A 25,625-nucleotide genomic window follows, 5' to 3' on the forward strand; every position below is an offset into this window, starting at 1 on the left:
CTGTCGCGAGTGGAATCCGCTTTGTGCGGAGTCACGGGGTCGCCAGGGCCTCCGTCGGTGCGAGGCGGCCGGCCCTGACCGCGGGGTAGAGGCCCGCCAAGGCGCCGATGACGGCGGTGGCGGCGACTCCGCCCAGCGTTGCCCAGGCCGGCACCAGGGACGGCCAGCCCTGGTAGCCGGCGTAGGCCGCGGTGACCAGGACGCCCAGGACCGCGCCCGCCGCGCCGCCCAGTGCGGACAGGAGGAGTGATTCGGTCAGGAACTGGGTGCGGATCTGGGACCTGGTGGCGCCCAGCGATCTTCGGAGACCGATCTCGGCCCGGCGCTCCAGGACCGAGATGACCATGGTGTTGGCCACGCCGACGCCGCCGACCAGCAGGGCCACCGCGCCCAGGCCGAGGAGCAGGGCGTTGAGGGTCTCGTCGGTGGCTTGTTTGGCCGCCAGGGCGTCCGAGGGCCTGGACACCTCCACTTCGTCGGGGTGCTCGGGGTTGGCGGTGGCGGCCAGGTTGGCTTGGACGCTGTGCACGGCGTCCTCCCTGGACCTGGCGTAGACCGTGGTCGGGTAGCCGTCGAAGCCCAGGTGCTCTCGGGCCACCGGCCAGCCGACCAGGGCGGCGGTGTCGAGTTCGGGCGCGAGGGGTGTCGGGTGCAGGACGCCCACCACGGTGAACCACTCGCCGCCCAGGTGGACGGGTTCGTTCGGGGCGGCCACGCCCAGGCGTTCGGCGGCCTTGTGGCCCAGGACGACGGCCGGGTGGTCGGCGGTGGCGTCGTTGAGGAAGACGCCCTTGGCCACGGTCGCACCGACGGTGTCCAGGAGGTCGGTCCTCGTGGCCAGGACGGCGATGCCGCCTGACTGGGTCTCGGGGATGCGGTCGTTGCGGTAGACGTGGGCGTCGACCACCTTTCCGGTCGCGGTGGTGGAAGTGACCGGCTCCATCCGGCCGATCATGCCCACGGACTCGGCCGGCAGGTGGGCCTGCTCGCCGAACAGGGTCTGGCCCGGGCCGACGGTCAGCAGGTTCGTGCCGAGCGCGGCGAGGCGGCGGTCGAGGTCCTCGCGGCTGGAGGTCGAGATGCCGACCACCGAGATCATCGCCGCGATGCCGATCGCGATGCCCAACGCGGACAGCACCACCCGGGCCGGTCTGGCCCGCAGTCCCGCGCCGCCCACCCGCAGCACGTCGGCCGGTGAGAGGCGCGCCGGTCGCAGGTCAGGCATCGCGCACCACCCGACCGTCGCGCACGTCCACCCGGCGCGGGAGGGTCGCGGCCACTTCCTGGTCGTGCGTGATGACGAGGACCGTGGTGCCCGCGTCGTTGAGGGAGCGCAGCAGCCCCAGGACGGCCTCGCCGGACTTCGAGTCGAGGTTCCCGGTGGGCTCGTCGGCGAGCAGGAGCGCGGGCCGCCCGACCACGGCGCGGGCGATCGCCACCCGTTGCCGCTCGCCGCCGGACAGCTCGTGCGGGCGGTGGGTGAGCCGGTGGCCGAGGCCCACCGCTTCCAGCGCCTCCACGGCGCGCCGACGGCGTTGCTTCAGGCCGACGCCCGCGTAGAGCAGGCCGTCGGCGACGTTGTCCACTGTGGACACACCGGCGGCCAGGTGGAACTGTTGGAACACGAACCCGATCACGCTCGCCCGCAGGGCGGACAGGGCCCGGTCCGACAGCTCGCGGACGGCGTGCCCGGCGATGCGCACCTCGCCGTGGGTCGGCCGGTCGAGGGTGCCGATGAGGTTGAGCATCGTCGACTTGCCGGACCCGGACGGGCCGACGATGCCCACCAGCTCGCCGCGCTCGACGGTGAGCGACACGTCCCGCAAGGCGACCACTCCCTGGTACTCGCGACCGACGTCACGCAGCTGCACGACCGGCGTCATCGCGGCACCCCCACTTCGACGCCCTCGGCGATGCCCTCGCCGGCGACCTCGACCTGGCCGGCGGCGAACAGGCCCGTCTCCACCGGCACGTGCCGTGTCGCGCCGTTCTCGACCACCTGCACGCCGTACCTGCCCTCGCCGAGGGACACCAAGGCCCCTACCGGCACCGCCAGCACGCCCTCCTTGCGCTCCGCGACGAGCAGGACGTCCACCGGCGCCGAGTCGAGGCGGCCCAGCGCGCCCTGGTCGGCGACCGAGACCACGACGTCGACCGTGGTGGTCGGGGTCGAGCCCGCCTGGGCGGGGCTGCTGGTGGCGACGGTGCCCACCGACTCGACCGTGCCCTCGACCGACTTGCCGTCCGGCAGGCCGACGGTCGCCGCCACGCCCTCGGCCACCAGGTGCTGCTTGCCGACGTCGAGGGGCACGATCACGACCCGGGTGGTGCCGGTGTAGGTGAGGACGGGACCGGTGGCGCGGCTGCCCGGCTGGGCCTTCAGCTCGGCCACCCGCACATTGCCACCAGTGACCACGACGTCCGTCGGCTGGACCGCCCCCGTCTCCGGCACGCCCAGCGCCTGCTGCCACGCGCGGACCGCCGTCGCCGTGCCGGCGGTGTAGGACTCGTCCACGGTGAACCCTCCGTAACCGAGAGCCAGCAGGTTTTCCTCCAATTGGCGGACATCGCCGCCGACCGCGCCGGTGGCGAGCGACCGGTACGCGGGCGTGGCCCCGAAGAGCAGTGGGACGGGCCGGTCGTCCACCTCGTACACCGCCTGACCACGACCGATGACGGCGCCGGGTTCGGGCAGCCAGGTGACGGTGCCCTGCGCGCCGACGGGCACGGGCATGGCCGTGCCGTGGGTCAACGTGCCGGTGACCCGTTCGGTGCGGGTCAACGTCGTCGCCGACACCTTCGCCGTGGCCGGTGGCAGGTTCGCCGCACTCGACGGGACGGGTTCGGCGCCACCGAGGCCGACCGCCGCGACACCACCCGCCCCCAACACCACCAACGCGCCCGCTCCCCACGCCAACCGCGCACGCCTGCTCATCGGCCCACCTCCGCCTGCTTGGTCCGACGCAGTCCCAATGGCGACGGGAACGCCCGGAGGTCGCCGTCGCCCTGGCCCACCTCGTCCGCGCGCCGATCCCGGCAGCCCATCACGACATCTCCCGCCTTCCGCACGCTCGGCGAGCCCGCTCGCCATACGGACCGCACACGCCGACCACCGAGCCGGCGCGGTCGACCAAGACCACTCGGCTTGCCGCCGCTCCGATCCGCGCCCATTACGGACACGGTCGGCACGCCCGCACTCCACGCGGTCCCCGCACGTTTGCTCATCGCGCCGACCCCGACAGCTCGGCACCACACACGTCGGGTGCCGACCGCGGCCCGCGAGCCCACCGCCACAACACCCGCCCGCAGCACGACCGGCACGCTCGTCCGCAACGCGGTCCCACTCCTCGTACTCATCGGTCCGGCTCCGACAACCCGGCACCGCACACGTCCGGGGCCGACCGCAGCCCACGAGCCCGCCGCGGCAACACCTGCCCCCTGCACGACCGGCACGCTCGCCCGCAACAAGGTGTCGCTACCCGTGCTCAGCGGCTCGGCTCCGACAGCTCGGCACCACACACATCCAGGGCCGACCGCGGCCCACGAGCCCACCGCCACAACACCCGCCCGCCGCACGACCGGCACGCCCGCCCCCACCGCGGTCCCACTACCCGTGCTCAGCGGTCCGGCTCCGGCAGCTCGGGTCGGCGCACGGCCGGCGTCGGGCAGCACACCGGGATCACGATCGGACTGGCTGAGATCGCTCGGCTTGTGCGATCCGGATGCCGGTCCATGCGCCCCGGTGAGCCGAGAAGTCCCGGACCCACCGCAACGAGCGCGCCTGCCCACCGCACGTCTGCTCGCTGGAACCGATCCCAGAAGCTCCTGGCGGCACACGCGCCGACACCAACCGGAACCCACGGCCGCCGTGGTCGACAGAGGTCCGGTCATCGGCCCAGCTCCGGCAGCTTGTCGCGGCACGCGTCCAGGGCCGCGCGGAAGGCCGGGCTTTCCCGGTCGATCTGGGCCAGACCGCCCAGCTTGCCGCCGTTCGGGTCCGGGTCGGGCAGGTCGATGCCGTTGTCCCGCATGCACTGCGAGAACACCCTCAACTGGTCCACCTTGTCGGGGTCCACCTTGGACAGGTCGCCGCCGCCCGGCAGGAGTTCGCGGCACGCTTCCCTGGCGCGCTCGAAGTCCGGGTCGGTGCGGTCGACTTTGCCGAAGCCGCCCGGCTTTCCCCCCGGCTCCGGGTCGGGGACGTCCACGCCGTTGTCGCGCATGCACTTCGCGAACTCCCGCGACCGGTCCTCCTGGCTCATCGCCACGCTCGACGACGACGAGCCCGCCACCTCCGCCCCGCCCGAGCCGCACCCGGTCAGTGCCAGCGCCAGTGCCAGCGCGGCCGGCACGATACTGCTTCGCATTTCCCCTCCTCCATCGGTGGGGACAGTCGACCAGGAGGGCTATAACCAGCGCGTTACCAAATCTGGTTATGCGGACGTTATGGCCCCCAGAGCACGATGGACCCATGCGCATCCTCGTGGTCGAAGACGAAGCGACGCTGGCCGCGGCCATCGCCGAGTGGCTGCGCCGCGAGGCGTTCGCGGTCGACGTGGTGCACGACGGCGACTCCGCGCTGGAACACCTGTCGGTCAACGCCTACGACGTCCTCGTCCTCGACCGCGACATACCGCGCGTGCACGGCGACGAAGTGTGCCGCCGGGTCGCCGACTCGGGCGCCGAGACCCGGATCGTCATGCTCACGGCCGCCGCCGCGGTGCGCGACCGGGTGGCCGGGCTGGCCCTCGGCGCGGACGACTACCTGCCCAAGCCGTTCGCCTTCGTCGAGCTGTCCGCCCGGGTGCACGCGCTGCTGCGCAGGGTCCGACCGGCGAACCCGCCGGTGCTCGAACGGGCGGACCTGAGGGTCGATCCGGCCCGCCGCCAAGTCACCCGGGCGGGTGAGTTCATTCCGTTGGCCAACAAGGAGTTCGCGCTGTTGACCGAGCTGGTCCGGGCGCAGGGCGCCGTGGTCACGTCCGAGCACCTGCTGGAGAAGGTGTGGGACGAGCACATCGACCCGTTCACCAACGCGGTGCGGGTGACCATGGTCAAACTGCGGCGCAAGCTCGGTGAGCCGCCGCTGATCGAGACCGTGCCCGGTGTGGGATACCGGATCCCGTGATCGGCCGGTGGAGCATCCGGGGTCGGCTGACGGCGCTGTACGGCGGGCTGTTCCTGCTCGCCGGCGCCGCGCTGCTCGCGGTCACCTACTTCCTGGTGTGGCAGAGCCTCAACGGCCGGTTGCAGCCGTTCACCGACGGGGCGAGCCTGCGGGAGCTGCGCGAGGCGTCCTCCGACCAGGTGATCGAGGCCATCCGCACGGCCCAGGTCCGCTACCGCGACGAGGTGCTGCAATCGCTGCTCACCCGAGGGGGCCTCGCATTGCTGTGCGTGGCCGCCATCGCGGTGGCCTTCGGGTGGCTGCTGGCGCGCAGCGCGTTGCAGCCGGTGCACCGCATCACCGAGGCCGCCCGGCGGATCGCGGCGGGCCACGGCCTGCACGAGCGGATACCGCCGACCGGTCCGCGCGACGAGGTCGCCGAACTGGCTGAAACGTTCAACTCGATGCTGGAACGGCTGGACCGCGCGTTCGACGGGCAGCGCCGGTTCGTCGCCGACGCGTCGCACGAGATGCGCACCCCGCTGGCCGTGAAACGGGCCCTCATCGAGGTGTCGATCACCCGACCGGGTGCCTCGGCGGACGCCAAGCAGCTGGGCGCGGAGTTGCTGAAGGTGAACGCCCGCCACGAACGGCTCATCGACGGCCTGCTCACGTTGGCCGACAGCGAGAACGAGCTCACCGAGCGCAGCCGCACGTCCGTCTCCGACATCGCCGAGCACGTGCTGTGGCAGTCGAGGGCCGCCGCCGAACGGGCCGGCGTCGACCTGCACCACGAGATGTCGCCGTGCGAGGTCGTCGGCGACCCGGTGCTGCTGGAGCGCCTGGTGCGCAACCTGGTCGACAACGCGATCCGGCACAACCACCGGGACGGGTGGGTCGACGTGAGCGCTGGGCCGGGCGTCCTCGTGGTGGCGAACACCGGCCCGAGAATCGAGCCGTACGAGGTGGAAGGGCTGTTCCGGCCGTTCCGCAGGCTCGACCGGGACCAGACCACGACGGGCGATCGGGGCCTGGGCCTCGGGCTGTCGATCGTCCGTGCCATCGCCGCCGCCCACGGTGCGACGGTGACCGCGACACCGGGGGCGGACGGCGGGTTGGCGGTTGCGGTCAGGTTTGCCGGAGAGCCGTGAGGAACGCCCGGAATGGACGCTCCGCAAAGGTCAATCTGGGTCCTGGTCGTTTGCTGTCCCTGACGCTGGTCGTGCTCCGTCCCACGGCCAGTTCGACGCAGTTGTTGCCCGCGCCGGAGTAGGTGCTCTTGCGCCATGCCTTGTCGTTGTTCATGTGTCCTTCAGTGCGGTTGCCAGTTTTCTGATCAGCGACGCCGACTCCTTGGGCGACAGGGCGACCTCGCTCACGATTTCCTCGAAGTGCAACAGGTACTTCTGCACGTCGGCGCGATTGTCCACCCACTTGCCACCACCCGCGTACTCCAGGTACACGGCCGAAGGATCACTGTCCTCGAAGCGGAGAGCGGTCGCGCCACCACCCGACATGGTTCCGTGGGCACCGGCGCCGAACGGAACCACTTGGATGGTGATGTTGTCCTGCTTCCCCTTCTCGAGCAAATGCGACAACTGCTCGCGCATGACGGCGGGACCGCCGACGATCCGGTGCAGGGCCGCTTCGTCGATCACCGCGTGCAGCCTTAACCCGGGCAGCCGGCGCTGCCGGTTCGCCAGTGCCGCGGCCACCTGTTCCACGGACACCGACGAGTCCATGAACCGGTGCCCCGCGAGCCTGATCGCCACCGCGTACGCGGGCGTCTGGAGCAGTCCCGGGATGACGATCATCTCGATGGTGCGCACCTCCGTGGCATCGGCCTCCTGCCGGGCGTAGGTCCGCGCCTCCGGGGTGAAGGCCGCGGCGTACACCAGGCGGGTGCCGTCCTGCTTCGCGTCCTCCCACAGCGCTTCCGCCTCGCGCCGCTCGGCGTCGGTCGCCCCGTAGAGCCCGAGCAGCGCGCCCAGTTCGGTCCAACTCGGACTGATATACCCGTTCTCCATCCGCGACAGCGTCGACTGCGTCTTCCGAGTCAGCGCGTGGTAGTCGATCTCGGTCTTGCCCGCCCGCTTGCGCAAGGCGTTGAGGAACTGCCCCAGCTTGCGCTTGCGTCGGGTTTGGACGGCTGCCATGCGGATCTCTCCTCGCTGGAAAAGAACTGCGAACACCCTAGTGCTGTTCCGCAGCCCGCCTGCGTTCACTCGATCGAGGGTCTAAAAGGTGCATATACGCCCTTGCTGATCACTCGCCGTCGGTGGCGGCCCCGACGTCGCCGGGCACGCCCCAGGACGTGCCCGGCGAACTGGACGGGTGATCAGCGCGGACTAAAGTCTGGCCACATGTACATCTCGCAGGTCCGGCTGCGGAACGTCAAGGGGTTCCACGGTGCCCGCGAAGTGGATCTCAAGCTCACCGCGCCCGGCTGGACGGTGATCGCGGGCCGCAACGGGTCGGGCAAGACCTCGCTGCTCAGGGCGATCGCGCTGGCCGTGAGCGGTCCGGCGGTGGCGCGCAACCTGGTGCCCGACTTCGAGAACTGGGTCACCGCGGGCCAGCGGGAGGGCGTCGTCCAGGTCCAGTTCACCCACGACCGGCGGGTGGAGCGGTTCGGCAAGGGCCGCCCGCCGGAGGGCAGGCTGTGGGCCGGCCTCGGCTGGACGATGCCGGACGAGGAGAGCAGGCCGACCCACCGCGGCCTGCAGCCGTCGCTGAAGGAGAAGCTGGAGGGCAGCAAGACCGCCGCCCTGCGCGGACCCTGGCAGGACAATCCGACCGGGTGGTTCTGCGCGGCCTACGGCCCGTTCCGGCGGCTCGTCGGCGGCGCGGGCGAGGCGCAGCGGCTGATGCTCAGCCACGGCCCGGTGTCGCGGCTGGCGAGCCTCTTCCACGAGGACGCGTCGCTGGCCGAGGGCGTCGGCTGGCTGATCGAGCAGCACCTGAGGTCGCTGGAGCGCAGGCCGGGCGCGGAGGAGCTGAAGACGGTCGCGCTCGGCGTGCTGTCGGACGGCCTGCTGCCCGACGACTACCGGATCGAGGGCGTCGACTCCGACGGCCTGTGGGTGGTCAGCGGCGGGCACCGGTTCCCGCTGCGGGAGATGAGCGACGGCTACCGGACCGTCGCCGCGCTCGTGGTGGACCTGATCAAGCAGATCCACGAGTCGTACGGCGACCTGAAGACCGCGCCCACCGCCCACGGCCTGGCCCTGACCGCGCCCGGCGTGGTGATCATCGACGAGGTGGACGCGCACCTGCACGTGTCGTGGCAGAAGCGGATCGGCGGCTGGCTCAAGGAGCACTTCCCGAACATCCAGTTCGTCGTCACCACGCACAGCCCGTACCTGTGCCAGGCCGCCGACCCCGGCGGGCTGATCCGGCTGCCCGGACCGGACCAGCAGGAACCGCCGCGGGTGGTCGACCAGGACCTCTACGAGCGGATCGTCTACGGCAGCGGCGACGACGCGGTGCTCTCGGAGCTGTTCGGCCTCGACACGCCCTACTCCGAACGCGCGCAGGAGCTGCGCGCCGAGCTGGTGGAGCTGGAGGTGGCGGTGATCGGCGGCACGGCCGACGCCGACGCGGTGCGCCGCTACGAGGTGCTGCGAGGGCTGCTGACCAGCTCGCCCGTGGCGCGCACGCGCGAGGTGTCCGCGCGGCTGGAACGCGACGGGACGTGATCCGGCTCGTCCGGCCCGCGCTGCCCGCCGAGCTGGCCGACCGGCTGCCCGACCTGACCGCGGAGATCGGGAACGCCACGCACCCCACCCGCGCGGCGCGTGCCCTGTGGAAGCGGGCCGTCGTGCGACGGGGCGTGCACGCGCCGTTGCGGCGGCTGCTGGAGGACATGGCGCCGGGCTACCAGCGGTGCATGTACTGCGGAGACAGCCAGGGCACGGACATCGACCACTTCGAGCCGCTGTCGCTCAACCCGCTGCGCACGTTCGACTGGCTCAACCACCTGCTGGCCTGCTCGACGTGCAACAGCAACCTCAAGCGGGACCGGTTCCCGGTGGCGGACGACGGCACGCCGCTGCTGGTCGACCCGACCGCGGAGGACCCGTTCGACCACTTGCTGCTCACGCTGTCACTGGGGGTGTACGTGGCGCGCACGGAGAAAGGCGCGGCCACCATAGATGTTTGCGGGCTCAACAGACCGGTGTTGACGCAGGGCCGGGTGCACGCGAGGCGGGTGGTGCTGATGTGCCTGTCGAGGTGGACGGCCGGGCGGGCGCTGGGCACGGCGGCCGAGATGCGCGAGGCCGTGCTGACCGTCCAGGGGCAGCCGTTCGCCGACGTGTGCCAGGCGATGCTGCGGTTGGCGCTGTCGCCGGGCGCCGAGCGGGTGTTCGAGGACGTGCCGTGGGCCTTGGCCGTGCTGCGGGACGACGAACTGCGCGCGCAGCTGCTCGCGTGACCGGATGCCCTGGCCGCACCGTCCACAGAGCCCACTTCGGACGCCCGTGCCGGGCGTACTCGGCGAAATCGACCTGAAATTGTCGGACCCCGGGTCCATCATGGCCCGCATGGCAGACGCAATCGTGGCCGAAGGACTGGTCAAGCGCTACGGGTCGGTGGTCGCCCTCGACGGCCTCGACCTCGTGGTGCCGGAAGGGACCGTCATGGGTCTGCTCGGGCCCAACGGCGCGGGCAAGACGACGACGGTGCGCGTGCTCACCACGCTGCTGGAGCACGACGAGGGCACGGCGACCGTCACCGGCCTCGACGTCATCGCCGACGCCAAGGAGCTGCGCCGCCGGATCGGGCTGTCCGGCCAGTACGCGGCCGTCGACGAGAACCTGACCGGGTTCGAGAACCTCGACATGGTCGGCCGGCTCTACCACCTGGGCAAGCAGCGCAGCCGGGAGCGGGCGCGCGAGCTGCTGGAGCGGTTCGACCTGGTGGACGCCGCCGACCGGCCGGTGAAGGGCTACTCGGGCGGCATGCGCCGCCGGCTCGACCTGGCGGGCGCGCTGGTGGCCAAACCGAGGGTGCTGTTCCTCGACGAGCCGACCACGGGCCTCGACCCGCGCAGCCGGCTGGGCATGTGGGACGTCATCGCGGAACTCGTGGCGGGCGGCACCACGCTGCTGCTCACCACGCAGTACCTGGAGGAGGCCGACCGGCTCGCGGACGAGATCGCGGTCATCGACCACGGCCGGGTCATCGCCCTGGGCACCGCGGACGAGCTGAAGGCGCAGGTCGGCGGCGAACGGCTGGAGCTGACCGTCAGCTCGGCCCGCGACGCGGCGACGGCGAAGGCCGCGCTGGCGCCGTTGGCGATCTCGGAGATCACGGTGGACGAGCGCGGTCAGCGGCTGACCGTGCCGGTGTCGGGTGGCGCCGACGTGCTGGTCGACGGTGTGCGCAGGCTGGACGCCGAGTCGGTCAAGGTGCTCGACATCGGGTTGCGCAGGCCGACGCTGGACGACGTGTTCCTCACGCTGACGGGGCACGCGGCCGGCGGGACCGACACCGAGCGGAAGCAGGGGGAGAAGGCGGAATGAGCGCGTTCACACAGGCGTTGGGCGACGGCGCGGTAGTCGCCAAGCGCAACCTCATCAAGATCAAGCGGGTCCCGGACCTGATCGTGTTCTCGACGTTGTCGCCGATCATGTTCGTGCTGTTGTTCGCGTACGTCTTCGGCGGCTCGATCGCCATCCCGGGCATGGACTACCGCGAGTTCCTGATGGCCGGGATCTTCGCGCAGACCGTGGTCTTCGGCGCGACCATCACCGGCGCCGGGCTGGCCGAGGACATCCAGAAGGGCGTGATCGACCGGTTCCGGTCGCTGCCCATGGCGCGGTCGGCCGTGCTGATCGGGCGGACCACCAGCGACCTGGCGAACAACGTCATCGTCATCCTGGTGATGTCGGTGACCGGGCTGATCGTCGGCTGGCGGATCCACTCGTCGCCGCTGGAGGCGCTGGCCGGGTTCGCCCTGCTGCTGCTGTTCGCCTACGCGGTGTCGTGGGGCATGGCGATCGTCGGGCTGATGGTGCGCAGCCCCGAGGTGTTCAACAACGCGTCGTTCATCGCGATCTTCCCGTTGACGTTCATCGCGAACACGTTCGTGCAGGAGAGCAACCTGCCCGGACCGCTGAAGACGTTCGCCGAGTGGAACCCGGTGTCGGCGGTCACGGCCGCGGCCCGCGAGCTGTTCGGCAACACCAACCCGATGGCGTCCGAGCCGAGCGCGTGGCCGTTGCAGCACCCGGTGCTGATGACGTTGATCTGGGTGGTCGTGTTCCTGCTGATCTTCGTGCCGCTGGCGATCCGGCAGTACCGCAAGGCGGTGGCCCGCTAGTCGACGGACGCGAATGTGTCAAGGGGTTCAGGTTTCACGCCTGTCCCCGACCGGGTAGTCCGGTGGCGTCCCAGCCAAGGGTGAAGATCCAGCCAGGGAGGCCGAGATGTCCACCGGCACCACCATCGGCGTGATCGTCGCCGCGCTGGTCGCGCTGGCCGCGGTCGCGGTGCTGCTGAAGGTTGCCCTGCAGCGCAAGAGGTTGCGCGCGAAGTTCGGGCCCGAGTACGACCGGGTCGTGCGGAGCACCGACAACCGGATGGCGGCGGAACGGGAACTCGTGGCGCGGGAGCAGGAGCACGCCAAGCTGGAACTGCGCCCGCTGAGCCCCGTCTCGCGGGAGAGCTACACGCGGAACTGGACCCGCGTGCAGGAGCAGTTCGTCGACGCGCCGACGGCGGCGGTGGGCCAAGCGGACCGCTTGGTCACCGACCTCATGGCGGAACGCGGTTACCCCACCGAGGGGTACGAGAAGCGGGCGTCGATGCTGTCGGTCGACCACGCCCGCGCGCTCGACCACTACCGCGAGGCGCACGCGATCACCGAACGCCAGGACCGGGGCGAGGCGACGACCGAGGACCTCCGCGTCGCGATGGTCCACTACCGCAGCCTGTTCGAGGACCTGCTGGGCGAGCCCCGCGACGGGGAACGCCGGGAAGGAGCGCGCTGATGGTCGGCCACCAGGACACCACCCCCACGACCGCCACCGACGACACCGCCGCCCGGAACACCGTGGAGTGGGAAGACACCGTGGACCGCGAGCCGGTCGAGCTGTACCCCGTCTCCACGGCCGCGGGCGACGCGCCGCTGTTCGCCGCCGAGGACTCGGAGAACTTCCAGGTCGAGTGGCGCGCGCTGCAGTCGGAGTTCGTCGACGACCCGCGTGAGGCCGTGCAGCGGGCGGACGAGCTGGTCACGCAGGTGATCCGGTCGCTCACCGACACGTTCGCCGAGCACAAGCACGCCTTGGAGGAGCAGTGGCAGCAGGGCGAGCAGGTGCAGACCGAGGAACTGCGGCAGGCCCTCAAGCGCTACCGCGCGTTCTTCGACCGGCTGCTGTCCGTGTGACCGCGCGAGCGTGACCCGGGAGTGAGACCTCAGGAGTGAAGACTCCCCGTTGTGCGTCTGGCGACCCAGGTGCACAACGGGTGTTTCACGTCTTCGGCCGCGCCGGGGCGCTCAGCCCGGCAGTTCCCGGATCTCCATCTCCAGCACGTCGATCTCGTCGCTGATCGCCTCGTCCAGCATCCGGTCGAGCAGCTCGGAGCAGTCCGCCGACCCGATGCCGAACCGGGGCACCTGCTCCCACCACACCGCCGGGTTGTTCCAGAACGAGCCGGAACCCTGGTCGACGCCTTCGAGGCAGCGCAGCCGCGAATCGTCGTCCGGCAGTCGGCGGACGTAGTCGATGAACCGGGCCAGTGCGTCCGGGTTGATCACCGGCACCGCGCCGTACCCGCGCAGGCAGTCCTCGAGCTCCGTCAGGAACTCCTCTTTGAACGTCACGGCGCCACCCCCGCTTCCCCCGCTGCCGTGCGGGTGAGGAGGACTCACGTACCAGGGCAACAACGGTACATCCGCCGGGGCACGCAGAACTTGCTGCCAACGGGCGGTTTCCGGGAAAGATTCGCTAACGTTCCGCGCTTGCCCGCGCCGAAAGCCCGCCATTCCAGCGTTATGTCCTAAGTGGACCACGAAGGCGCGGCGGAACGGTCACGGTCACGTGACCTTCACTCCGCCCCCAGCCGCGCGACGAAGCTGAACCGGTCGCCCCGGAAGAGCGAGCGGACCCGCTCGATCGGCTCGCCAACGTTGTCATGGGACACGCGGTGCAGCAGCAGCATCGGCAGCGCGGGGTTCGTGCCGATGAGCAACGCCTCGCGCGGCGTCGCCAGGACCGTCTCCACCCGTTCCTCGGCCTCGGCGAACACCACGCCCAACCGCTCGCTGAGGCACGCGTACAGCGACGTAGTCGGGTCCAGCACCTCCAGCAGGGTCGGGAACCGCGCCGCGGACAGGTAGGTCGACTCCAGGCCGACCCGCTCGCCGTCGGCCAGCAGCACGCGTTCCAGGTGGACGACCTCGTCGCCGCGCCCGATCCGCAGGTCCCGCGCCAGCACGTCGTCCGCGGGCAGGTGCTCGACGGTGATCACGCTGCGCGTCGCGTCGACGCCCTGCCGCCGCATGCCCTCGGTGTAGCTGAGCAGCGACAGCGGCTGCACCAGCTTGGGCGGCGCGACGTAGGTGCCGCTGCCCTGCCGTCGTTGCAGCTTGCCCTCGAGCACCAGTTCCCCGACGGCCTGGCGCAGCGTCACCCGCGACACCGCGAACCGCTCGGCCAGCTCCCGCTCCGGCGGCAGCGCCGTGCCCTCGCCGAGGGCGTCGACGAGCCACAGCAGTTCGGTCTTCACCGCGTAGTAGCGGGGGATGCGGCCGTGTTCGGGGATACCGGCGCGGACCGGCCCGTCCGCGCGGTACTGGGGCACGTAATGCGAGGCATGCACACAGCCGAGCCTACGGTGCGATCCGGGCCGGTCAGACCGCTGACGGGGTGGGTCGCAGATCACGGGACGAGCGTCGGCGGATCCGGGATGGCGTAACCGGAAGCACCCACGTTGGCCTCCAACGACTTGCGCCACTCGCCGGTGTCGATCATCTTCCGAACGGCCGCGGTCACCTTCGCCTTGCTGGTCGGATCGCCCCGGCGCAGGCCGATGCCGTACTCCTCCTTGCTGAACGGCTGGTTGACCACGCGCAGCAGCTCGGGGTTCTGCGCGGCGTACCCGGCGAGGATCACGTCGTCGGTCGTCATGGCGTCCACCTGCTCGGCCAGCAGCGCCGTGACGCAGTCGCTGAAATTGGGATATTCCTTGAGTTGCACGGACCGCGCGAACCGGTCTTTCACGTACTGCGCCGACGTGGTGTTGGCCACCGAGCACAGCGTCAGGTTGCCTGCGTTGAGCGATTCCGGTCCGGTGATCCGATCATCGGTCAACCGGACCAGCAGGTCCTGCCCGGCCACGAAGTACGGTCCCACGAAGTCGATGACCTCCTTGCGCTTGTCGGTGATCGAGTAGCTGGACACGACGAGGTCCGCGGCGCCCTCGGTGAGCAGCTTCTCGCGTTCCGAGGGCGTCGCCTCGGTGAACGTGATGCCGGATTCTTCGACCCCCAGCTCTTTCGCCACATAACGGGCCACGTCGATGTCGAAGCCGCGGTAGCTGCCGTCCAAACGGCGCACACCGAGCCCCGGTTGGTCGTACGCCACGGCGATGGTCAGCTTGTTGGAGCTGTCCGCCTTGCCGGCGACGGTCGTGTCGTCACCGGTGGAGCACGACGCGAGGACAAGCGCGGCGGAACACGCCACCAGCAGGGCGCGCAACGGTGCCAGAGCCATTCTTCCCCTTTTCGGGAGGTTCCTCGGGTTGCCGGGAAACCTAAGCGCCACAAGGGACCTGGTCCATAGCCAAGGAGAAGATAGGGGACACCTGATCGGTCAAGGGTGACGGTTGGGTATCGAGAACGTGACCGTGCTAACGCGCGCCGCCGGGCGAGCGCAGCCGCCTGGGACCGGTGTCATGGCGCGACGGCGGCGGGCCCAGCGTCACCCTGGCGCTGCTCACGTACGCGCCCGCCGAACTGGCCAGCACGGGCTCCAACGACAGCTCCCGCACCTCGGGCAGGTCCTCGGCGAGCGCGGCGAGCCGCAGCACCAGGTCCTGCAACGCGGCCAGGTCCGCCGGCTCGTCGCCCCGGTACCCCGCCAGCAGCGGCGCGGCCTTGGGCGCGCGCACCAGCGCCGCCGCGTCCGCGTCGGTCAGCGGCACCGCACGATAGGCCCGGTCCCCCAGCAAGTCGCTGACCAGCCCCGACAGCCCGAACGACACCAGCGTGCCGAACGACGGGTCGTCCTGCAGGCCCAGCACGCACGAGATCCCCTTGGGCGCCATGCGCTGCACGTACACGTCCGGCCGCTCGGACATCCCGGCCAGCATCCCGTACGCCGTGCGCACGGCCTCCTCGCCGGACAGGTCGAGCCGCACGCCGACCAGGTCGGTGCGGTGCCGCAGCCGGTCGTCGGTGGACTTCATCGCCACCGGGTAGCCCAACTCCCCCGCCGCCCGCACCGCCTCGTCCGCCGACGTCACCACCCGGAACGGCACGACCCGCACCCCGTAGCACGCGAGCAGCCGCACGGTCGTGTCGTCGTCGAGGAGCAGCTCACCGTCGAGCGCCTGCGACGCCACGATGGCGTGCGCGGCGTCGGGGTCGATGCCCTCGGGCCGGACGAACGTGCCCTGCGGCGCGGACCGCCACCGCGCGTACCGGGTCGCACGCGCCAACGCGAGCACAGCGCGCTCCGGACTGGGATACGACGGCACGGAACCCCGTCCGGGCGCGCCACCGGGACCGGGCACCGCCAACTCGGCCGGCACGCCCTCCACGGCCAGGAACGTCGACGCGATCGGCTTGGCGTGCCCGCCCTGCTCCACGACCTCGCGCAACGCGCGGGCGAACGTCGTGCCCGGCACCGCCAGCGGCGGCACGAACACGACCACCAGCGCGTCCGCGTCCGGGTTCGCCAACGCCTCCCGCACCGCCTCGGCGAACGCCTCGGGCCCGGCCTGCGCGCCGACGTCCACCGGCTCGCCGGCCAGCTCCAGGCCCTGTGCCAGCGCGGTGTCCGCGGCCAGCAGGCCGATCGCGGTCGAGTTGCCGACCACGGCGACGCGCGGCCCGGCGGGCAGCGGCTGGTGCGCGAGCAGCAACGCGGTGTCGAACAGCTGCGCCAGCGACTCCACCCGGATCACGCCGGCCTGCTCGAACAACGCCTGCACGCTCGACTCGTCCACCGGCACCGAGGTGGCCGCCAACGCGGGCGTCACCGCGTGCCGCCCCGACTTCACCGCGACGATCGGCTTGGTGCGGCCGAGCCTCCGGGCCAGCCGCGCGAACTTGCGCGGGTTGCCGAACGACTCCAGGTACAGCAGCACCACGTCGGTGGCCGGGTCGGTCTCCCAGTACTGGAGCAGGTCGTTGCCGGAGACGTCCGAGCGGTTGCCCGCGGAGACGAACGTCGACAGGCCGAGGCCGCGATCGGCGGCGGTGGCCAGGATCGCGGTGCCCAGCGCGCCGGACTGGCAGAAGAAACCGGTGCGACCGCGGGCGGGCAGCTTCGGCGCCAGGGTCGCGTTGAGGCGCACGCCCGCGTCGGTGTTCAGCACGCCCAGCGCGTTCGGGCCGACCACCCGCATCCCGTGCGCGCGGGCCTCGGCGGCGATCCTGCGTTCGGCGCTCAACCCGCCCGGCCCGGTCTCGCCGAACCCGGACGTCACCACGACCAGCGCTTTCACGCCCTTGGCCAGGCAGGCGTCCATCACCTCGTCCACGCCGGCGGCGGGCACCGCGACGACGGCGAGGTCCACGTCGTCGGGGATCTCCAGCACCGAAGGGTAGGCGCGCACCCCGCGCACGGACCGGTGCTCGGCGTTCACCGGGTAGACCGGTCCGGCGAAGTCGGCGGCGAGCAGGTGGGTCAGCACCGCGTGACCGATCTTGGTCTGGTCGGTGGACGCGCCGATCACCGCGATCGACTTCGGGTGCAGCAGGTTGTGCACGCTGCGCGCCTCGGCGGCCTGCTCGCGGGCGCGCGCCACCTCCACCGACTCCTCGGTCGGGTCGATGTCGAACTCCAGGTGCACCACGCCCTCCTCGAACGCGCGGCTCACGCCGTAGCCCGCGTCCCGGAAGATCCGCACCATCTGGCCGTTCTCCGCGAGCACCTCGGCGGTGAACCGGCTCAGCCCGCGTTCCCGCGCGGCGGCGGCGAGGTGTTCGAGCAGGATCGAGCCGAGACCGCGGCCCTGGTGGGCGTCCTCGACCACGAACGCGACCTCGGCGCTGCCGCTGCCGTCGAGCCGGTCGTAGCGGCCGACGGCCACGATGTCGTCGCCGAGCAGCGCGGTGAACGCGACCCGGTCGGCGTGGTCGACCGTGCTGAAGCGTTCGAGGTCGCGCTTGGGCATGCGCGGGTAGGGGCCGAAGTAGCGGTAGTAGCGGGTCCGCTCGGACAGCCTGCCGTGGAACGCGAGCAGCTTCTCCGCGTCGTCGGGCGTGATCGGGCGCAGGTGGACCGTGCCGCCGTCGCTGAGCACGACGTCGGCCTCCCAGTGCCTCGGGTAGTCGAACGGGTCCACGGCTCTCAGTCCCTCGGGTCGTCGGGGTCCAGGCCGTGCAGCGGGAACACCGCGCGCCGCGTCTCCATGACGGCCAGGTCGACCGGGGTGTCGAGTTCACCGCCCCACCGCTCGAACGCGGTGTCGGAGCCGTCGGTCATCGACGACGGCAGCGGCCAGTTCGGCGCCAGGGTCGAGGCGTGGGCGACCCAGTCGGCGGGCAGCGGGGTGTTCGGGTCGACGTCCCGGTCCAGCACGGTGGCCAGCAGGTGCGTCCAGCTGCGCGGCACGACGCGCAGCAGCTCGTACCCACCGCCGCCCAGCGCCAGCCAGCGGCCGTTCGCGGTCCGCTCGGCCAGCTCGCGCAGGCGGCGGTAGATGGCGCGGTGGCCGTCGACGGTGAGCGCGAGGTCGGCCAGCGGGTCCTCGCGGTGCGTGTCCACGCCGCACTGCGTGACCAGCAGCTGCGGCCTGAACGCCGTGAGCAGCGACGGGACCGTGGCCTCGAACGCGCGCAGCCAGCCCTGGTCGCCGGTGCCGGGCGGCAGGGCCAGGTTCACGCTGGTGCCCTCCGCGCCCTCGCCGCCCACCTCGGCGGCCCGGCCCGTGCCCGGCCAGAGGCTCATGGGGTGCTGGTGGATCGAGACGGTGAGCACGCGCGGGTCGTCGTGGAACGCGGCCTGCACGCCGTCGCCGTGGTGCACGTCGGTGTCGACGTAGGCGATCCGGTCGAAGCCGTTGTCCAGCAGCCACGAGATGGCCACGGCGCAGTCGTTGTAGACGCAGAACCCGGCCGCGTGGTCGCGCATGGCGTGGTGCAGCCCGCCCGCGATGTTCACCGCCCGGTCCGCCTCGCCCGAGGCGATCCGCCGCGCGGCGGCAAGCGAACCGCCCACGACCAGCGCGGACGCCTCGTGCATGCGGTCGAACACCGGGTTGTCCGCGGTGCCGAGGCCGTGGCCGACGTCCCAGCCGGCCATCGGCGCGGCCTGCACGGCGTTGAGGTAGGACGGCTCGTGCACGCGTTCGATCTCGTCGTCCGTCGCCGGGTCGGGCTTGACGAGCCCCACGCCGTCCAGCACGCCGAGCGCGGTCGCCAGCCGGACGGTCAGGTCGAGCCGGACGGGGTTGAGCGGGTGGTCGCCGCCCAGGTCGTAGCCGAGGAAGGACTCGTCCCAGACGACGGCGGCTGCCTTACCCATGTCCGCAACCTAACCCACCCGGCGCGCGGTCGTGTGATCACAGGTTGGTCGCCCCCGGCGTGCGGACCTCCGGGGTGGACTTAGAGTCTGCCGAGACGACGCGGGCCAGGATTGCGGCCATCGAGGATGGAACCCCGCACGTCGGAACGGGGTCAGAGAAGACATGCAGCTGCGACGAGTCCGCCCCGCCCTGACCACCGTGCTGGCCTTGGCGCTCACGCTCGGGCTGTCGGCCTGCGCGACCACGGTCGCCGGCAGCCCGGTCGCCGCGGCGGGCGGGTCGACCGGGGAGAAGACCGCTTCCGGCAAGCCGTCGTCGACCAAGACGTCCTCGCCCAAGACGACCAGCAAGGCCGGCTCGCCGAAGAGCACCGAGGCCGAGAAGCCGTCCGGCGACGTGAAGATCACGACGAAGAAGAAGACCGAGGGCTACGAGGACTGCGACATCCTCACGCCCGAGGACGTGGCCGCCGCCGTCGGCGCGTCGAAGGGCGGCGAGAAGGGCTGCGTGCAGAGCACGGAGGACCCGTTCTCGGTCGTGCTGTTCATGGTCACGTTCGCCGAGTACGAGGGCGAGGCGCGGACCATCGAGGTCGGCGGCAACACCGCGTACGAGGTGAAGGAGAAGGGCGGCGACTGCACGGTGCTGGTCATGCTGACCGACGACCCGGACGAGATCACCCCCGCGTTCCAGGCCACCGTGACGCCGATCGACGAGATCGATCCGTGCGAGATCGCGCTCAAGCTCGCCACCAAGGGCTTCGAGAAGATCCCCAACGCTTGAGTTGGATTGCCGCTGCTCCGCAGACGGCGGGCGAGGTCGCCTGGAAGTCGACCGTTCGCGCCTCATTTTCCGACGATCGAAAAGCGTGATCGCCGGAAAATGAGTCGCGAACGGTCGACGCGACCTCGCGGGGTGGTGGTCTGCGTAGCGGCAGTGATCAGGCGGAGCCCGTGGCGGCCGGTCGGGATGGGTCAGACGACCACTGGGACCACGAGCCCGCGTAGAGCGGCGCGGGCGCGTCGGGCTTGGTGATGCCGGCCACTTCCAGGGCCAGGACCACGGACGACGCCGTGACGCCGGACCCGCAGTAGGCCGCGACCGGGCGGTCGGTGGTGACGCCGATGGCCTCGAAGCGCTCGGCCAGCGCGGCGGCGGGCAGCCAGCGGCCGGCGGAGGTGTGGCCCGAGGTCGGCGCGTTCAGCGCGCCCGGGATGTGCCCGGCGCGCGGGTCGACCGGCTCGGTCTCGCCCCGGTAGCGCTCGGGGGCGCGGGCGTCGAGCAGGACGCCCGAGCCGGTGAACGCGGCGGCCTCGTCCGCGTCCAGCACGGGCATGCCGCCGGGCCGCACCTCGATGTCGCCGGGAGCGGGCGCCGGCGGGCGCGCGTCGACGGGACGGCCCTCGGCGGTCCACGCCGCGAAGCCGCCGTCCAGGACCGCCACCTCCGGGTGACCCGCCCACCGCAGCAGCCACCAGGCACGTGCGGCGACGGAGCCGTCACCGCCGTCGTACGCCACGACCGGGTGATGTCGGCGGACGCCGGCCGCCCGCAGCACGGCCTGCAGCGCCGCCGGGTCGGGCAGCGGGTGGCGGCCACCGGCGCCGGGCGGCGAGGACAGCTCGGTGTCGAGGTCGACGTAGACCGCACCGGGAACGTGCCCGACCTCGTAGTCTTGACGTCCCGGCGGTCCGCCCAGTCGCCAGCGGACGTCGAGCACGACCGGTGGTTCGGCCCCGTCCAGCGCGGAGGCGAGGGCTTCGGTGCTGATCAGTGGATGCACGGCACCATCCTGCACCCGTGACCGGCCGACTAGCATTGACGCCATACGAAGGGGAGCGGGTGTGAACGAGCTCATCGACACTACCGAGATGTACCTCCGCACGATCTACGAGCTCGAAGAAGAGGGCGTAGTGCCTCTGCGCGCGCGGATCGCCGAGCGGCTGGCGCAGAGCGGTCCGACGGTCAGCCAGACGGTCGGGCGGATGGAGCGCGACGGTCTGGTCATCGTGGCGGACGACCGCCACCTGGAGCTGACCGAGCAGGGTCGCAACCTGGCCATCGCGGTCATGCGCAAGCACCGGCTCGCCGAGCGGCTCCTGGTCGACATCATCGGCCTGGAGTGGGAGCACGTGCACAGCGAGGCGTGCCGCTGGGAGCACGTCATGAGCGAGGCCGTCGAGCGCAAGCTGGTCAAGCTCCTCGGCAACCCCACCACCTCGCCCTACGGCAACCCCATCCCCGGGCTGGACAAGCTGGGCGACGGCGAGCCCGCCCCGCCCGCCGAGGCGGACCTGGTGCGGGTGGACGAGGTGGCCCGGCGCGGCGGCGGTCGCGTCGAGGTGCGCCGGATCGCCGAGCACGTGCAGCTCGACGAGGACCTGATGGCCGAGCTGAAGGCCGCCGGCGTCGTGCCGGGCGGCACGGTCGAGGTCGACTCCCTCGGCGGCGCGAAGGTCATCCAGGTGCGCGGCAACGGCACGGTCGCCGAGTTGGACCCGGCGGTGGCGCACGCCGTCCTGGTGCAGGCCCGGTGAGCCCGGCGCGGCGCGCGATCGCCGCGTTCACCCGGCTGCACGGCGCCGCGCCGAGCGGTGTCTGGTCCGCGCCCGGCCGGGTGAACCTGATCGGGGAGCACACCGACTACAACGACGGCTTCGTGCTGCCGTTCGCGTTGCCCCACCGGACCGCGGTGGCCGCGTCGGCGCGCGACGACGGACAGTTGCACGTGGCCACGGTGGGTGATGACGGCCTGGTTCAGCAGGCCTCACCGGCAGCGGTCGCCGACCTGGAGCCCGGCGAGATCGGCGGCTGGGCGGCGTACCCGGCTGGGGTGGCGTGGGTGCTGCGCGAGCAGGGCCTGACCGGCGGGGCGAACCTGGTGATCGCGGGTGACGTGCCGGCGGGGGCGGGCCTGTCGTCGTCGCACGCCCTGGAGTGCGCGGTGGCGTTGGCGCTGCTCGGGCTGGCCGGGCACGCGGCCGACGACCTGCCGCGGATCGCGCGCTGGGTGCAGCGCGCGGAGAACGACTTCGTCGGCGCGCCCACCGGTCTGCTCGACCAGACCGCGTCGCTGTGCTGCACCGAGGCGCACGTGCTGTTCCTGGACGTGCGGTCGTTCAAGGCCGAGCAGGTGCCGTTCGACGCCGCCGAGCACGGCCTGGAAGTGCTGGTCATCGACACGCGGGCCAGCCACTCGCACACCGACGGCGGCTACGGCGCGCGGCGCGCGGGCTGCGAGGAGGCCGCGTCGGTCCTGGGGGTCCCCGCGCTGCGGGACGTGGACGTGACCGAGCTGGACGACGCGCTGGCCCGGTTGCCCGAACGGCTGCGCCCGCTGGCGCGCCACGTGGTGACCGAGAACGAGCGGGTGCTCGCGGCGGTGGAACTGCTGCGCACCGGCCGGTTGGCGGAGCTGGGACCGCTGCTGGACGGCTCCCACGCGTCGCTGCGCGACGACTACAAGGTGTCCGCGCCCGAGCTGGACGTCGCGGTCGACGCGGCGAAGGCGGCGGGCGCGTTGGGCGCGCGGATGACCGGCGGCGGTTTCGGCGGGTCGGCGATCGCGCTGGTGCCCGTCGAGCGGCACGACGAGGTGGTGCGGCGGGTGCTCGCCGCGTTCGCCGGACGTGGTTGGGCGACACCGAGGACTTTCACGGCCGTGCCCTCGGCGGGCGCCGGCCGGGATCACTGACGGACTGGTCGAAAGCGGGGATTCAGGGTGAAGTTGCTCGTCACGGGCGGCGCCGGGTACGTGGGCAGCGTCTGCGCGGCCAGGCTGGTGGAGTCCGGCCACGAGGTGGTCGTGCTGGACGACCTGTCCACCGGGCACGCGGACGCGGTGCCGGACGGGGTGCGGCTGGTCGAGGCGGGCATCGACGACGCGATCGGCGACCTGCTCGCCGGGGGTTTCGACGGCGTGCTGCACTTCGCGGCCAAGTCGCTGGTCGGCGAGTCCATGCAGGACCCCGCGAAGTACTGGCAGGGCAACGTGGTGACGTCGTTGCGGCTGCTGGACGCGATGCGCGAGCACGGCACGCCGCGACTGGTGTTCTCCTCCACCGCCGCGACCTACGGCGAGCCGGAGCAGGTGCCGATCGCGGAGACCGCGCCGACGCGCCCCACCAACACCTACGGCGCGACGAAGCTCGCGATCGACCACGCGATCACCTCCTACGCCGCCGCGCACGGCCTGGCCGCCGTGTCGCTGCGCTACTTCAACGTGGCGGGCGCGTACGGGCGGTTCGGCGAGCGGCACGGCGTGGAGACGCACCTGATCCCGATCGTGCTGCAGGTCGCGTCCGGCCGACGTGAGCGGGTGCAGGTCTACGGCGACGACTGGCCGACCGACGACGGCACGTGCGTGCGCGACTACATCCACGTCGTGGACCTGGCCGACGCGCACCTGCGGGCGTTGGAGCACGCGGCGGAGGGCGAGCACCGCATCTACAACCTGGGCAACGGGTTGGGCTTCTCGGTCAAGCAGGTCATCGACGCGTGCCGCGAGGTGACCGGCCACCCGGTGCCGGCCGACGTGGCGCCGCGCCGGGCGGGCGACCCCGCAGTGCTCGTGGCCTCCAGCGACAAGGCCCGCACCGAGCTGGGCTGGAAGCCCGAGCGGGTGGACCTGGCCGGCATCGTGCGCGACGCGTGGGACTTCACCCGGTCACAACAGGGGGCGTGATGGCAGGCAAGATCACCGAGGCCGGGTTCGGGGACCTGACCTCGTTCACGGAGATGCCGCGGATCTCTTCGCTCGCGCTGTCACCGGACGGCACGCGGCTGGTCACCGTGGTGGCGACGCTCTCGCCGGACGGCAAGGCGTGGCAGGGCGCGCTGTGGGAGGTCGACCCGGCCGGTGAGCGTCCCGCGCGGCGGTTGACCCGCGGCGCGAAGGGCGAGTCGGCGCCGGCGTTCACGCCGGACGGCGCGCTGCTGTTCCTCTCCGCGCGGCCCGACCAGGAGGCCAAGCCGGCCGACCGCGACAAGAAGGACAAGGCGGCGCTGTGGCTGCTGCCGCCCGTCGGCGAGGCGCGTGAGCTGTACCGCCCGGCCGGCGGGGTGTCGGAGTTCGCGGTGGCGCGGGAGTCGGGCACGGTGCTGCTCGCGGCCGGCGCGCACCCGACCGCGGAGTTCGGCGAGCAGGACGAGGAGCACCGCAAGGCGCGCGAGGACGCCGGGGTGACCGCGATCCTGCACGAGTCGTACCCGGTGCGGTACTGGGACTCCGACCTCGGGCCGAGCTTCCCGCGGCTGCTGGCGACCACGTCGCCGGTCGGGGTGGACCGCGAGCCGATCGACCAGTCGTCGGACCTGGTGGACCTGACGCCCAACGCCGCGGCGCGGCTGGACGACTCGCCCGCGATCAGCCCGGACGGCCGGTGGGTCGTGCGCACCGAGGGCGTCGCGGTGAGCGCGTCGTACGGGCAGCGGGTGCGACTGCGGCTGTCGTCGACCGACGGTGCGGTCGACCGGGTGCTGGCCGACCTCGACGGGCACTCGTTCCTGCAGCCGGTGTTCCTGCCGGACTCGTCGGGCGTGATCGCGGTGCGCGCGTTCGACTCCACGGCGGACCGACCGTGGACGAACACGCTGGTGCGCATCGACCTGGAGTCGGGGTCGGTCGAGGAGTTGGCCGCGGACTTCGCCGAGGAGCCCGACCACCCGGTGGTGAGCCCGGCCGGTGACGCGGTGTACTTCATCAGCAGCCACCGGGGCCACCAGCCGATCTGGAAGCTCGACCTGGCGTCCGGCTCGGTGGTGAAGCTGACCGCGTCCGGTGCTTACACCGACGTGCGGGTCAGCCCGGACGGCGCGACGGTGTACGCGTTGCGCAGCGCGTGGGACCACCCGCCGCAGCCCGTGCGGCTGTCGGCGTCCGGTGTGGACCAGGTGGCCGTGCCGCTGCCGGCGCCCGGTGCGGTGGAGTCGGTGCCCGGGACGTTGACCGAGGTCGAGACGGTGGTCGAGGACGGCCGGACGGTGCGGGCGTGGCTGGTGCTGCCTCGCGGCGCGTCGGCGTCGCAGCCGGCGCCGTTGCTGCTGTGGGTGCACGGCGGTCCGGTGATGAGCTGGAGCGGGTGGAGCTGGCGCTGGAACCCGTGGCTGATGGCGGCGCGGGGCTACGCCGTGCTGCTGCCGGACCCGGCGCTGTCGACCGGGTACGGGTACGACTTCGTGCGCGCCGGGTGGGCTTCGTGGGGCGACAAGCCGTACACGGACCTGATGGCGATCACCGACGTGGCGGTGCGGCGGGACGACGTCGACGACTCGCGGACGGCCGCCATGGGCGGGTCGTTCGGCGGGTACATGGCGAACTGGATCGCCACGCAGACCGACCGGTTCAAGGCGATCGTGACGCACGCGTCGTTGTGGCACCTGGACGCGTTCACCGGGACCACCGACGACTCGTACTACTGGATCCGCGAGATGGGCGACCCGCTGCGGCAGCAGGACACCGTGCGGGCGAACTCGCCGCACCTGCGGGTGGCGGACGTGAAGACGCCGATGCTGGTGATCCACGGTGACAAGGACTACCGGGTGCCGATCGGCGAGGGGCAACGGCTGTACTTCGACCTCGTGCGGCACGGCGTGCCGGCGAAGTTCCTGTACTTCCCGAGCGAGAACCACTGGATCCTGACGCCCGGCAACGCCAAGGTCTGGTACGAGACGGTCTTCGCGTTCTTGGCGGAGCACGTGCTCGGCGAGCCCTGGGAACGGCCGGAACTCGTCTAGTCGTACTCGCCTCACCGCCGTGTTGCCCACCTCTCGGTGAGCGCCCCGGTTCTCCGCGCCCGCGACCGTCGGCCGGGGA

The 25,625-nt window shown here is 71.9% G+C and carries 25 protein-coding genes; 13 read left to right on the top strand and 12 right to left on the bottom strand.

The features are described from left to right. Positions 1-31: 31 nt before the first annotated feature. The 4 genes from ABTZ99_RS25760 to ABTZ99_RS25775 all read right to left on the bottom strand — a co-directional run bounded on the left by ABTZ99_RS25760 (position 32) and on the right by ABTZ99_RS25775 (position 4,367). Positions 32-1,225 carry an ABC transporter permease gene (locus ABTZ99_RS25760; protein WP_499614677.1) on the bottom strand — a complete coding sequence of 398 codons (1,194 nt, stop codon included), beginning with the start codon at positions 1,223-1,225 and terminating at the stop codon, positions 32-34. Next, a complete protein-coding gene (locus tag ABTZ99_RS25765) occupies positions 1,218-1,883 on the bottom strand; it encodes an ABC transporter ATP-binding protein (protein ID WP_498773929.1) in 666 nt (221 codons plus the stop codon). The genes ABTZ99_RS25760 and ABTZ99_RS25765 overlap by 8 nt, the downstream gene beginning before the upstream one ends. Continuing rightward, the gene (locus ABTZ99_RS25770; protein ID WP_499614680.1) at positions 1,880-2,935 is read right to left on the bottom strand and encodes a peptidoglycan-binding protein; all 1,056 of its coding nucleotides are present in this window, start codon (positions 2,933-2,935) and stop codon (positions 1,880-1,882) included. The genes ABTZ99_RS25765 and ABTZ99_RS25770 overlap by 4 nt, the downstream gene beginning before the upstream one ends. Positions 2,936-3,887: 952 nt before the next feature. Beyond that, complete coding sequence (locus ABTZ99_RS25775; RefSeq protein ID WP_499614683.1) at positions 3,888-4,367, bottom strand: hypothetical protein; 480 nt, start codon at positions 4,365-4,367, stop codon at positions 3,888-3,890. Positions 4,368-4,471: 104 nt separating this feature from the next. Here ABTZ99_RS25775 and ABTZ99_RS25780 point away from each other — a divergent pair, with 104 nt between their 5' ends. Further along, on the top strand, positions 4,472-5,128 hold the full coding sequence (locus ABTZ99_RS25780; protein ID WP_499614686.1) for a response regulator transcription factor: 657 nt from the start codon (positions 4,472-4,474) through the stop codon (positions 5,126-5,128). Next, entirely contained in the window at positions 5,125-6,258 is a 1,134-nt protein-coding gene (locus ABTZ99_RS25785; protein ID WP_498773921.1) for a sensor histidine kinase, read from the top strand. Before ABTZ99_RS25780 ends, ABTZ99_RS25785 begins: the two co-directional genes overlap by 4 nt. On the opposite strand, the gene ABTZ99_RS25790 is transcribed toward ABTZ99_RS25785, so the two are convergent. Then, positions 6,236-6,412 carry a DUF397 domain-containing protein gene (locus tag ABTZ99_RS25790; RefSeq protein WP_498773919.1) on the bottom strand — a complete coding sequence of 59 codons (177 nt, stop codon included), beginning with the start codon at positions 6,410-6,412 and terminating at the stop codon, positions 6,236-6,238. The genes ABTZ99_RS25785 and ABTZ99_RS25790 overlap by 23 nt on opposite strands. Beyond that, the gene (locus tag ABTZ99_RS25795; protein ID WP_498773917.1) at positions 6,409-7,263 is read right to left on the bottom strand and encodes a helix-turn-helix domain-containing protein; all 855 of its coding nucleotides are present in this window, start codon (positions 7,261-7,263) and stop codon (positions 6,409-6,411) included. The genes ABTZ99_RS25790 and ABTZ99_RS25795 overlap by 4 nt, the downstream gene beginning before the upstream one ends. A gap of 207 nt (positions 7,264-7,470) precedes the next feature. Here ABTZ99_RS25795 and ABTZ99_RS25800 point away from each other — a divergent pair, with 207 nt between their 5' ends. From ABTZ99_RS25800 to ABTZ99_RS25825, 6 genes are all read left to right on the top strand, one after another. Continuing rightward, the gene (locus tag ABTZ99_RS25800; RefSeq protein ID WP_499614691.1) at positions 7,471-8,805 is read left to right on the top strand and encodes an AAA family ATPase; all 1,335 of its coding nucleotides are present in this window, start codon (positions 7,471-7,473) and stop codon (positions 8,803-8,805) included. Then, complete coding sequence (locus ABTZ99_RS25805; protein WP_498773912.1) at positions 8,802-9,542, top strand: HNH endonuclease; 741 nt, start codon at positions 8,802-8,804, stop codon at positions 9,540-9,542. Before ABTZ99_RS25800 ends, ABTZ99_RS25805 begins: the two co-directional genes overlap by 4 nt. A gap of 109 nt (positions 9,543-9,651) precedes the next feature. Beyond that, the gene (locus ABTZ99_RS25810; protein ID WP_498773910.1) at positions 9,652-10,632 is read left to right on the top strand and encodes an ATP-binding cassette domain-containing protein; all 981 of its coding nucleotides are present in this window, start codon (positions 9,652-9,654) and stop codon (positions 10,630-10,632) included. Continuing rightward, on the top strand, positions 10,629-11,432 hold the full coding sequence (locus ABTZ99_RS25815) for an ABC transporter permease (RefSeq protein WP_498773908.1): 804 nt from the start codon (positions 10,629-10,631) through the stop codon (positions 11,430-11,432). Before ABTZ99_RS25810 ends, ABTZ99_RS25815 begins: the two co-directional genes overlap by 4 nt. Positions 11,433-11,538: 106 nt before the next feature. Further along, positions 11,539-12,102, top strand: coding sequence for a hypothetical protein (locus ABTZ99_RS25820; RefSeq protein ID WP_498773906.1), 564 nt, complete (start codon positions 11,539-11,541; stop codon positions 12,100-12,102). Next, positions 12,102-12,500: a hypothetical protein gene (locus ABTZ99_RS25825; protein WP_499614696.1), complete on the top strand. Its 399-nt coding sequence runs from the start codon at positions 12,102-12,104 to the stop codon at positions 12,498-12,500. Before ABTZ99_RS25820 ends, ABTZ99_RS25825 begins: the two co-directional genes overlap by 1 nt. A gap of 111 nt (positions 12,501-12,611) precedes the next feature. Here ABTZ99_RS25825 and ABTZ99_RS25830 read toward each other — a convergent pair whose 3' ends face one another. The 5 genes from ABTZ99_RS25830 to ABTZ99_RS25850 form a co-directional block, all read right to left on the bottom strand. Next, positions 12,612-12,938: a hypothetical protein gene (locus ABTZ99_RS25830; RefSeq protein WP_498773902.1), complete on the bottom strand. Its 327-nt coding sequence runs from the start codon at positions 12,936-12,938 to the stop codon at positions 12,612-12,614. A gap of 224 nt (positions 12,939-13,162) precedes the next feature. Beyond that, complete coding sequence (locus tag ABTZ99_RS25835; protein WP_499614700.1) at positions 13,163-13,936, bottom strand: GntR family transcriptional regulator; 774 nt, start codon at positions 13,934-13,936, stop codon at positions 13,163-13,165. 59 nt (positions 13,937-13,995) lie between these two features. Next, positions 13,996-14,829: a glutamate ABC transporter substrate-binding protein gene (locus ABTZ99_RS25840; protein WP_498773898.1), complete on the bottom strand. Its 834-nt coding sequence runs from the start codon at positions 14,827-14,829 to the stop codon at positions 13,996-13,998. 136 nt (positions 14,830-14,965) lie between these two features. After that, on the bottom strand, positions 14,966-17,629 hold the full coding sequence (locus ABTZ99_RS25845) for a bifunctional acetate--CoA ligase family protein/GNAT family N-acetyltransferase (RefSeq protein WP_499614703.1): 2,664 nt from the start codon (positions 17,627-17,629) through the stop codon (positions 14,966-14,968). A 5-nt stretch (positions 17,630-17,634) separates the two neighbouring features. After that, positions 17,635-18,810 carry an acetoin utilization protein AcuC gene (locus ABTZ99_RS25850; RefSeq protein WP_499614706.1) on the bottom strand — a complete coding sequence of 392 codons (1,176 nt, stop codon included), beginning with the start codon at positions 18,808-18,810 and terminating at the stop codon, positions 17,635-17,637. Between the two features lie 163 nt (positions 18,811-18,973). Here ABTZ99_RS25850 and ABTZ99_RS25855 point away from each other — a divergent pair, with 163 nt between their 5' ends. Then, positions 18,974-19,594 (top strand): DUF3558 family protein, encoded by a 621-nt coding sequence (locus tag ABTZ99_RS25855; protein ID WP_498773892.1) that lies wholly within the window; start codon positions 18,974-18,976, stop codon positions 19,592-19,594. Between the two features lie 157 nt (positions 19,595-19,751). On the opposite strand, the gene ABTZ99_RS25860 is transcribed toward ABTZ99_RS25855, so the two are convergent. Next, positions 19,752-20,594: a sulfurtransferase gene (locus ABTZ99_RS25860; protein ID WP_498773890.1), complete on the bottom strand. Its 843-nt coding sequence runs from the start codon at positions 20,592-20,594 to the stop codon at positions 19,752-19,754. 61 nt (positions 20,595-20,655) lie between these two features. Between ABTZ99_RS25860 and ABTZ99_RS25865 the strand changes: the two genes are divergently transcribed. The 4 genes from ABTZ99_RS25865 to ABTZ99_RS25880 are packed head-to-tail and all read left to right on the top strand — an operon-like array spanning position 20,656 to position 25,546. Continuing rightward, positions 20,656-21,348, top strand: a complete 693-nt coding sequence (locus ABTZ99_RS25865; protein WP_230566637.1) for an iron-dependent transcriptional repressor DtxR — start codon at positions 20,656-20,658, stop codon at positions 21,346-21,348. Further along, positions 21,345-22,505, top strand: a complete 1,161-nt coding sequence (galK, locus tag ABTZ99_RS25870; RefSeq protein WP_498773887.1) for a galactokinase — start codon at positions 21,345-21,347, stop codon at positions 22,503-22,505. The genes ABTZ99_RS25865 and galK overlap by 4 nt, the downstream gene beginning before the upstream one ends. 27 nt (positions 22,506-22,532) lie before the next feature. Further along, positions 22,533-23,495: a UDP-glucose 4-epimerase GalE gene (gene galE, locus ABTZ99_RS25875; protein ID WP_498773885.1), complete on the top strand. Its 963-nt coding sequence runs from the start codon at positions 22,533-22,535 to the stop codon at positions 23,493-23,495. After that, entirely contained in the window at positions 23,495-25,546 is a 2,052-nt protein-coding gene (locus ABTZ99_RS25880) for an alpha/beta fold hydrolase (RefSeq protein ID WP_499614711.1), read from the top strand. The genes galE and ABTZ99_RS25880 overlap by 1 nt, the downstream gene beginning before the upstream one ends. Positions 25,547-25,625: the final 79 nt, after the last annotated feature.

This window comes from Actinosynnema sp. NPDC002837, from assembly GCF_040295345.1.
In the GTDB taxonomy this organism is placed as follows: Bacteria; Actinomycetota; Actinomycetes; order Mycobacteriales; family Pseudonocardiaceae; genus Actinosynnema.

Coding starts and splice junctions, on each gene's coding strand:
- ABTZ99_RS25790 (WP_498773919.1), bottom strand. CDS start 6,412: ATGAACAACGACAAGGCATGGCGCAAGAGCACCTACTCCGGCGCGGGC.
- ABTZ99_RS25820 (WP_498773906.1), top strand. CDS start 11,539: ATGTCCACCGGCACCACCATCGGCGTGATCGTCGCCGCGCTGGTCGCG.
- ABTZ99_RS25880 (WP_499614711.1), top strand. CDS start 23,495: ATGGCAGGCAAGATCACCGAGGCCGGGTTCGGGGACCTGACCTCGTTC.
- ABTZ99_RS25855 (WP_498773892.1), top strand. CDS start 18,974: ATGCAGCTGCGACGAGTCCGCCCCGCCCTGACCACCGTGCTGGCCTTG.
- ABTZ99_RS25850 (WP_499614706.1), bottom strand. CDS start 18,810: ATGGGTAAGGCAGCCGCCGTCGTCTGGGACGAGTCCTTCCTCGGCTAC.
- ABTZ99_RS25795 (WP_498773917.1), bottom strand. CDS start 7,263: ATGGCAGCCGTCCAAACCCGACGCAAGCGCAAGCTGGGGCAGTTCCTC.
- ABTZ99_RS25765 (WP_498773929.1), bottom strand. CDS start 1,883: ATGACGCCGGTCGTGCAGCTGCGTGACGTCGGTCGCGAGTACCAGGGA.
- ABTZ99_RS25825 (WP_499614696.1), top strand. CDS start 12,102: ATGGTCGGCCACCAGGACACCACCCCCACGACCGCCACCGACGACACC.
- ABTZ99_RS25775 (WP_499614683.1), bottom strand. CDS start 4,367: ATGCGAAGCAGTATCGTGCCGGCCGCGCTGGCACTGGCGCTGGCACTG.
- ABTZ99_RS25770 (WP_499614680.1), bottom strand. CDS start 2,935: ATGAGCAGGCGTGCGCGGTTGGCGTGGGGAGCGGGCGCGTTGGTGGTG.
- ABTZ99_RS25780 (WP_499614686.1), top strand. CDS start 4,472: ATGCGCATCCTCGTGGTCGAAGACGAAGCGACGCTGGCCGCGGCCATC.
- ABTZ99_RS25800 (WP_499614691.1), top strand. CDS start 7,471: ATGTACATCTCGCAGGTCCGGCTGCGGAACGTCAAGGGGTTCCACGGT.
- ABTZ99_RS25840 (WP_498773898.1), bottom strand. CDS start 14,829: ATGGCTCTGGCACCGTTGCGCGCCCTGCTGGTGGCGTGTTCCGCCGCG.
- ABTZ99_RS25760 (WP_499614677.1), bottom strand. CDS start 1,225: ATGCCTGACCTGCGACCGGCGCGCCTCTCACCGGCCGACGTGCTGCGG.
- ABTZ99_RS25815 (WP_498773908.1), top strand. CDS start 10,629: ATGAGCGCGTTCACACAGGCGTTGGGCGACGGCGCGGTAGTCGCCAAG.
- ABTZ99_RS25810 (WP_498773910.1), top strand. CDS start 9,652: ATGGCAGACGCAATCGTGGCCGAAGGACTGGTCAAGCGCTACGGGTCG.